The organism is Anaeromassilibacillus sp. SJQ-1, assembly GCF_046693725.1.
Classification (GTDB): domain Bacteria; phylum Bacillota; class Clostridia; order Oscillospirales; family Acutalibacteraceae; genus Anaeromassilibacillus.
Genome location: NZ_JBKEIV010000046.1, coordinates 19,574 through 27,472 on the forward strand (window position 1 = coordinate 19,574; position 7,899 = coordinate 27,472).

A 7,899-nucleotide genomic window follows, 5' to 3' on the forward strand; every position below is an offset into this window, starting at 1 on the left:
CTCCTAAATCAGATTAAAAATTGATTTTACAATCCCATATACAACACTTGCTTGATGGTGCAGGGCTATTTTTTTGGCCGTACCTTTACGCCGGTCAAGATGTCTCTCTCGCTCGGCAGATTGATAATAGTCCCGTATCTCAGGCAAAAGCTCATCTACGCTATCTCCCATGACAAAATAGATGTCTCCGGAGTCGTTGACGTTGTATCTCCTTGCGCCTTTACGGTACCACTCATCACTGAGGTCTCCGTAATTAATTGACCTGGGATCACCCTGCGGCCGCTTATAATCCTCCAAAGCGGCAACGCAGGCCATCGCTTGCGCGCGGAATGTGTCCGGATTGTAAACCGCCAAAAAGCAGTACCTGCTGTAGTAGTATTGCGATACAATCAGGCAAAGCTTGTTTTTTGGCACACGGCACGACCATGCCGCGATAACCTTAGCGCGGGTATCTGCAATTTTACCCGCTACACCTCTGTGCTCAATGTGGAGATCACAATCACGGCATCGTATGGATGCCGACAATAGCATCCCCGCTCCGTACATCGTCTCTATATACTCGGCCTCTCCTCCACAACAGGGGCAATCTGGCAAATTGTCAATCTGCATATATATATCCCTCCTTTAGTGCAATGTTGCGTAGCTTGTCCACCATCCCGGATCCGATGCCGTTTCCGGTACCAGACAGCTCCTCTAGTCTATCCAAGTATTGGCTTACACCAAATGACGGGACAGTCTGGTTGACAAACTCACATAACTGCTCGTCCGTCATCTTGCGGATTTTTACCGCAAGGATATGACGTTGCTGCTCTCCATATGTGCGATGTCTGTGCTTTTTGCTCATGCGCCTCCATCTCCTCTACTCTTTTTTGGAGCCGGATATCCCGGCCCTGGAACTGTACCTCCGTGTATGTCCCGGCAATCCGCGAGGCCACACGGTTGGTATACAGCTTATAAATCCCGTTCATTGTCAGATTGGTATTGATGATGGTCGGGATACCAATATTGAGGCGGGTGTTAATCAGGTCATACACCTCTGATTGTGTGTATCGTGTGACCAACTCTGCTCCGAGATCGTCGATCACCAATAGATCACAGCCATAGATAATTTCCCGGTACTCCATCCCAGCCTCAGATTGCCTAAATTTTGCGTCCTCTAACTGCGCCATCAAATGAGGCGCGGACGCATACATTACAAGATGGCCGGAGCGTGCTACCTCTCCGGCGATTGCCAATGACAAGTGGGTCTTGCCAAGACCCGGATCCCCATAAAACAGTAGATTTTTGCTGTTTTTGCTAAAATCCTTCGCGTATCTCTCGCAGCTTTTAAGGGTTTTGGCCATGTCTTGACGGTGGTCCACATAATAGTGCAGATCAAAATTGTCAAAAGAGCAGCTCTGCGCTGGGGAGACGTCGCATAGCTGCTCATACACCAGCCGGTTGAGGATCGTCTGCCTACAGGGGCATGGTCTGCCGTCTATGTATCCACGATCCTGGCACTCAGGACACGTGTATTTTGGCAATAGATCATCCTCAGACATCTGTGCATCGGTCATCAGATCGTGCAGTTCTTTGCGCGTAGCGTCAATTTGTGCCTCAATCTCTTTGTCGCATGATGATCTCCGTATTTTGGCTATCCCCAACCGCGCAAGCAAGCGAGAAAGCTTATTTTGACAGCCCAGAATAGCCGGATGCGTTGTGCGTAGCCAATTTTGGACCTCTTCTTGTTCTCTGATCGCCTCCCGGCGGCGGGATGATAAGATAGCATCAGCGTGTTGCTCAAGTTTTTTGGGATATCGCATATCATCACCTCCTTATTATCCCCACTCTGCATTTGCGGGCTTGTGACCGTCACCCTTATGGGCGGCTGCATTAAGGATATGGGCGGTTTAACCGCCCATTGTAGAGGTAGGAGGGTCCTCATTCTCGCTTAATCCTGCAAGCAAAACCCCTCCCAAACCAATAACCGGCAATGTCCAGGTAGCAGCAAGTAGATATTCTCCGTCCCTCAGCTGCATTGCGGCGATGCCGCACAGTAATCCCAAGGCCCACGGTCCTATGTAATAGATGATTTTACGCATTACCATCCTCCTCAATAGGCAACGATTTTCATGTATTTGGCCATTGACATCAGCCCCTGATACGATATATCCTCGTTATCTTCCGCGTTGCTATAGAGATTTACAGCCCCGCGGACTCCCTGCTCGCTACGGGCGACAGCCCATAGCAATTCAAGCTCTTTGTCTTGACTTGCCAAAGCCGGGAAGAGCAAGGCGATATCTGCTTTGGTTATCTCCCCAGTGTGCCTGATCTGCACAATCTTTGTCCGGTTGCGGATCTGGGCAAACGCCGGGCGGCGTGTACCGACATTAATTGTCTCAGGATTGCCGATCATGCAGCATCCCAGCTCCGGATTGCTGTCTGTGAGAGCTCGGATAGCCTCCACAGTCTTGATCGGGAGATGCTGAGCCTCATCCACGATGAGGACTTTGCGTCCGCCTCGCAGATGCTCGTCCACCTCTATCCACATATCGTCCTTACGAGCAGCTGATATTTTAAGGCGCCTGCAAAGCGCCTTAAAAAAGGCTGTCACACTGCTGATACACGGATTAGCTGTAATCAGGATTGCCTGACTCGGGTAATCCGACACATATTTCAACGCCGCCTTGGTTTTGCCAATTCCGGCGTCCCCACACTCATTTGCGAGGCCGCCTTTTAGATGGCATATGCGGATTGTATGATAGACCGACTCGCTTATAGATGTCGGTACATACTCCACAACACTATTGGATAGCTCGTCTGCCGCCTCCTTGGTGGCCAAAAATTGGCGGAGTCGGGTCTCGAACCCCGCTACATCGCCTGCATATTTGCTGTTGCGGTAAGTGCTTACTACCGCAACGCTCACTCCAATCCTTCGGGCGGCCTCACTTTGGCTGCCAACCTCCTTGATGTAATCCTCCAGGCGTTGCTGGAGCTCCGGATCGTATTGTTTGCTCATCTTGTTTGCCCCTCTCTTTTGAGTCTGTTGCGGATCATCCGCTCTATGTCGATTACCACGCCGCCGTCCCCGGCTGCTACACGGGTACGCTCAGATTGTGGCACTGGTGTAATCTCTGTAATATTGTTTGTATTGTCATCGGATGGCAACAGCAGTCCTTCGTTATTGACGTGAGCTGCCCGAACAAAGATATCCAAGACGTTGAGTGGTCCATACTGTGCTACAGCCTGCTCACGCTGGATATCGGCGAGGTGTTTTGCCTGGTTGCGCCAGCGTCGTTTTTGCTGCATTGCGGTGCGTACCTCGTCTTTGGAGGCCCCATAGTCGAGCATTAGCTCGCTGATGAGAGGCACCGTCATGATGTACTTCTCGTCCGCGTCGTATACGCGGACACTCCGGAGATCCTCTGGGTCGTATCGCAGATAGACCTTTTTCCCGGTCCAATTGATGAGCAGCTCGTCGCTATGATAATAGAGCCGCTCACCACATACCGTGAGATATACACCATTTTTGCCAACCGTCTGCGCGCGGGTACTACGCATCATCAGCAGATATAGATCGTCAGGTGCGGCACGGCGTACGGTTTGTGGCAGGTGATCCATATACACCTGCAATTTGGTCTTTCCGCGGTCCGCTACAACCTTGCCATTGTAAGGTTGCGCATTAAAATATCCGTCGATCATCTCATTGATGACCTGTGTCAGCTCCCCGTCCGTGGGAATATTGCCCGCCTTGAGTTTATGTTTGAGTTTTTCCGGCTTTGCGACGACGTTGCTTCCGCAATAGCCGTCAAATAGACGGCTCAAAAATGTAAAATTTCGAAATTCTCTTTCAATGATTTTTGCTTGCGCATTACGTGGTAACGCATTGGTCATCTGGATCCCTAGCCGCTGTAAGATCGGAGTCGGCAAGTCGATCTTGACCTTGCTTGCTCGCCGGTGCCCGGTCCCTCCAATATCGATATTGAGATACTCCCGGCCATTATCTACATAGATATGATTAGGGATACCATATCGCTGGATTGCCTTACGCAGCGCAAAAATGGTAGCATCACTACTTGGATGATCCGTCACAACCCAACCTACATAGATGCCGCTGCGAGCATCCAAAAACGCCGACAGCGTCATGCGGTGGTGCCGGTCACTACCATCATCCGCCTTACTGATGACATCGATCGTGTGGCCATCGGCAATCCAGTAATCATTGCTGTCCATATGATCATAAAATCGGTCGACAAAGATACCGTACCGATCATTAAAGGCTTTGTCGCCCTCACGAGCGAGACAGGCTACTGGCTTGCTGTACTCGTTTGCCCAGCGATACATGGTGTCGTAACTGGGCATACGCCCTAACAACTCTGGTCTCTGCTGACCAATCGCCAGCTTTGTTGCCTCATAGCATTTGGAGATCGGGAGTGCCCTCTCGTCCAAATATAGGTACAAAAATAGATCCTTAATCTCATCCGGGAAAGAGGACTTATCCTTGCGTCCAATACCTCGCTTGTCCACAAGCCCATCGTAGTCGTTGGCCTTATACGCGCGCTGGCGGCTGTATAGAATGTCACGGGAGATATGCACGTCCGGATATTTATCCCGGCACTGTGCTATGTACTCCGCGTCCACAGACTCTTTGTCCTTGCGATTGGCACGATAACTCTGCCAGTCCTTGAGGATATTGATCCAGCGGCTGATCTCCTCTCGCTGGGCAGCGGTGTATGCGTCTAGTGGTTTGGACTCCTTAACCGGCTGCGGCTTTTTTGGTTTGCATAGCTCCTTTGGGAGCTCCATACCGTGTTGCCGGTAATATTTAATTTGCAGTTCTGGCTCAAGGGCATCCAGCGCAAATTGATATGCGGGTCTATTCTTTTCGTTTTTAGCAATTTCTCCGCAAAGTTTACCACTTTGCGCTAAGAGCTTGATATTGCGCTGCGTGCATCCCTTAAGCTCTGCAAGCTCTCTCGTGGATAATTTGATCATATTGTCACCTGTCTTCCGGCCTGCCATCATCAGCACTAGGAGGCCATCCCTTAGTGGACGCCCTTTCGGGCGTTTCGGCTTGCACTGCTCGAAAGAGATATTGATATAGGAGAGATAAGTCCATGATTACCCGTTTTCATGTAAGCATCCCTTTCTCCAGTCTAAAATGGCTCTTCTGATCTCCTCTGAAGTTGTACCATAGGTCTGCGCACAAGGGATTTTAATTGGTTTATGGTTGTATGATACATCTCCAGTAATTGCAATCTTAATCTCCAGTATGGTTCCTTCGTTGTTTTTGCGGAGATTACACTCAATAACGTCGCTGATTTCGTTGCCGTCAACAACGATCTTGGCGGCGTTTCCTTCTGTAGTGATCTCAAATGTTCTTGCCATGATAGACCTCCTTAATTCTGACCGAAACGGCGCTTAAAGTAGGTTTTTACTGACGGAGACGATATGGCGTATCCATTAACCGTGCAGTACCGCGCGATCAGACTAAAATTGAGGCTTTGTTGCTGGAGCATTTCTTCAAGCATTGCATCTACCTGTCCAACAACGTCCGGCGGGAAGGTCTCCAGCTTACAGCGGTTACTCAGATCACACAGTCCGGTAGCGTCCGGTCCGCAGTAGCTCTGTCTGGTCCCATGATTTACGACATCTTTTATGATCGGGATTAGCTGCCTCATAACCTCCGTTACAACAGCGGTAGCCGTCTTGGAGATGGCCTCATTTAGGTTTGGCACATACGCGCCTTGCCTGCGGATTGTCGGGAGCACCTCGTCAAACACCCACATCTCAAACCGCTTGGCGGCTGGGAGTTTGCTATGGGTAATCAATCGGTACAAATCGCCCTCCGGGATGAACTTCAGCTCCTGTTCTCCTCCATTTGTAAGGACTCGGTATTTTACCGACCCCTTACAATGGGCGGTGATCGCATCAGCAGGGCGTTTATATCCAAGGGACTTTGCACACGCTGTGGCCGGGAAATAGGGCTTACCGTCAATTTCCAGTACTCCGAGCTCTCCAAATTCGCTGTTCTTAAATACTTGCATTTCATCCATGATTAAACTCCTTTCGATTTGACAAATATATCTTCTACCTGGCAATCCAGAGCTTTAGCAATTTCCCTGGCGCGCAGGTGGTTGATTCTCTTTGTTTTGCCGTTTTCAATGCGGCAAATTGCACAACCAGCTAATCCTGCACGTAAGGAGAGCTTATGTTGTGACCATCCGTGTTCTTTACGGCGTTTTTCAATTTCATTAATTCTGGGGATTACAAACAATGTTTATCCTCCTTTTCTTGTTCGTTCGACTAAGCTGTATAACAATTATATCTTATTCGTATGCATAAGTCAAGCGGTAAAGTTGCGTTTTGTTTTGCATTTGAACAAGTTGAATGATATAATCTTTCAAAAAGGAGATACAAAAATGGACAATGGTTTATCATCAGTAGCTCTACGTCTAAAAACATTGAGAGCAGAAAAAGGGATTACACAAAAACAACTTTCTGAAAAGACTGGGATTGCATATAGCACTATTATCGGGTATGAAAACGGAAAACGAGAGCCAAACTCAAAGGCAATGGCCGCGCTGGAAGATTATTTTGGTGTGTCAGGTGCTTATTTAAGAGGGGAGAGCGACCAACGAGATCCCCCTTTCAAATGGGACGATACGGAATCAATGGAGGCCGTGCGCCAATCCCTTCCACCTGTATTAAAAAATCTGTCTGATGCTATAGCCAAGTGCAATTCTAGGCAACAAAAGTTGATTTTTGACATCGTGACCGAATTGCATCGCGCTATTGCAAATGGTAGTGACTCAGAAAAAGATTTTTTGATCGATGCCTTGCACGCTGATGTTGAGAGTACAATTTTAGACAAACAAATGCCCTCTACCCCAACAGTAGCAGAGGCAGAGGGCGATATTTTCGACAAATTCACAGATGCTGAGATTAGGCTATTTACAAGATTTCTGCTGTATCGAGGGATTAGCGAGGATGACGATATTACTCCCGTCCAGGTTGGTATGCTGCAGTCTGCCGCGCTGATCCTCGATACAGCTTTTCCCGTCTCTAAAATCAATGCGGACCACATTTCCATGGATGCGTAAGCGCATAATCCGCCGGAAACGATCTGTACTCATTACCTTTTTCATAACCCTTACCCTTTCAATATGTAGTAAGGATATGGCCAAATCCTATATATTAATAACGACAATTTTTTCAATTTAGGGACACTTTTAGCCTTGACAATTTATGCAATATATACACCCTTTTATTTCCTAATATATATATTATTATCAAAAATAAACATATATAAAATATTATTAAATATTAGAACAAAGTAAATTTTATTCACAAACTAAGACAAGCAAAACGCTAAAGAATATTTATACATATTATTCAAAAAATATACATTTTTAAAACTGCCAACAATTTTATTCATAATTAGAATCAATACGTGACAAACCCGCATGAATACTTAATGGGAAGCACTTCCCATTAAGCCTTATATGGACTTCCCCTATTTCCCATTAAAACGGAGAGTACAAGAGCGCCTCCAAGTAAGATATAGGCCATACTATTCTAATTATTTAAATCAACTTTATAAAAACAAAAAAGGCCCACATGCCGCAGTTTTATGCGGTTTATGAGCCTTCGTGTTAAATTCATTCCTGCTGATTTTAAGCGATTTTAAACATTTTAAAAAGATTGTTTAAAATTCGATACTGCGTGATATACTCGCCTGGATCGACGCAAAACAGGCTATAAAACTTTGCATATAAAATACAAAAAATACGACATTTTCCAAGATGTCACCAATTCTAACGCCCCAAAAACGCCGGTCTAAAGCCATTTTTCGGTTTATCAACAGTTATCACGGGTTTTCACGCCTATTTTCCTAGTTTTGTATTTTACCTACAAATC

General features: G+C 47.1%; 9 protein-coding genes and 1 other RNA gene. 1 reads left to right on the top strand and 9 read right to left on the bottom strand.

Annotated features, from left to right (window positions below; all coding sequences use genetic code 11):
• Nucleotides 1-3: 3 nt before the first annotated feature.
• The 9 genes from ACGCCZ_RS13515 to ACGCCZ_RS13555 all read right to left on the bottom strand — a co-directional run bounded on the left by ACGCCZ_RS13515 (nucleotide 4) and on the right by ACGCCZ_RS13555 (nucleotide 6,256).
• Complete coding sequence (locus ACGCCZ_RS13515; protein WP_411655247.1) at nucleotides 4-609, bottom strand: Lar family restriction alleviation protein; 606 nt, start codon at nucleotides 607-609, stop codon at nucleotides 4-6.
• A gap of 140 nt (nucleotides 610-749) precedes the next feature.
• Nucleotides 750-1,802, bottom strand: a complete 1,053-nt coding sequence (locus ACGCCZ_RS13520; protein WP_411655246.1) for an ATP-binding protein — start codon at nucleotides 1,800-1,802, stop codon at nucleotides 750-752.
• Nucleotides 1,803-1,889: 87 nt separating this feature from the next.
• The gene (locus tag ACGCCZ_RS13525; RefSeq protein ID WP_411655245.1) at nucleotides 1,890-2,081 is read right to left on the bottom strand and encodes a hypothetical protein; all 192 of its coding nucleotides are present in this window, start codon (nucleotides 2,079-2,081) and stop codon (nucleotides 1,890-1,892) included.
• An 11-nt stretch (nucleotides 2,082-2,092) separates the two neighbouring features.
• The gene (locus ACGCCZ_RS13530; protein WP_411655244.1) at nucleotides 2,093-2,998 is read right to left on the bottom strand and encodes an AAA family ATPase; all 906 of its coding nucleotides are present in this window, start codon (nucleotides 2,996-2,998) and stop codon (nucleotides 2,093-2,095) included.
• The gene (locus tag ACGCCZ_RS13535; RefSeq protein WP_411655243.1) at nucleotides 2,995-4,974 is read right to left on the bottom strand and encodes a Mu transposase C-terminal domain-containing protein; all 1,980 of its coding nucleotides are present in this window, start codon (nucleotides 4,972-4,974) and stop codon (nucleotides 2,995-2,997) included. Before ACGCCZ_RS13535 ends, ACGCCZ_RS13530 begins: the two co-directional genes overlap by 4 nt.
• Before the next feature lie 14 nt (nucleotides 4,975-4,988).
• Nucleotides 4,989-5,054: hammerhead ribozyme type II (locus tag ACGCCZ_RS13540), an RNA gene on the bottom strand.
• A 46-nt stretch (nucleotides 5,055-5,100) separates the two neighbouring features.
• Nucleotides 5,101-5,367, bottom strand: a complete 267-nt coding sequence (locus ACGCCZ_RS13545; RefSeq protein ID WP_411655242.1) for a hypothetical protein — start codon at nucleotides 5,365-5,367, stop codon at nucleotides 5,101-5,103.
• An 11-nt stretch (nucleotides 5,368-5,378) separates the two neighbouring features.
• Entirely contained in the window at nucleotides 5,379-6,035 is a 657-nt protein-coding gene (locus ACGCCZ_RS13550) for a BRO-N domain-containing protein (RefSeq protein ID WP_411655241.1), read from the bottom strand.
• Nucleotides 6,036-6,037: 2 nt separating this feature from the next.
• The gene (locus ACGCCZ_RS13555) at nucleotides 6,038-6,256 is read right to left on the bottom strand and encodes a helix-turn-helix transcriptional regulator (RefSeq protein WP_411655240.1); all 219 of its coding nucleotides are present in this window, start codon (nucleotides 6,254-6,256) and stop codon (nucleotides 6,038-6,040) included.
• A 100-nt stretch (nucleotides 6,257-6,356) separates the two neighbouring features.
• Between ACGCCZ_RS13555 and ACGCCZ_RS13560 the strand changes: the two genes are divergently transcribed.
• Nucleotides 6,357-7,082 (top strand): helix-turn-helix domain-containing protein, encoded by a 726-nt coding sequence (locus ACGCCZ_RS13560; RefSeq protein ID WP_411655239.1) that lies wholly within the window; start codon nucleotides 6,357-6,359, stop codon nucleotides 7,080-7,082.
• Nucleotides 7,083-7,899 lie beyond the last annotated feature (817 nt).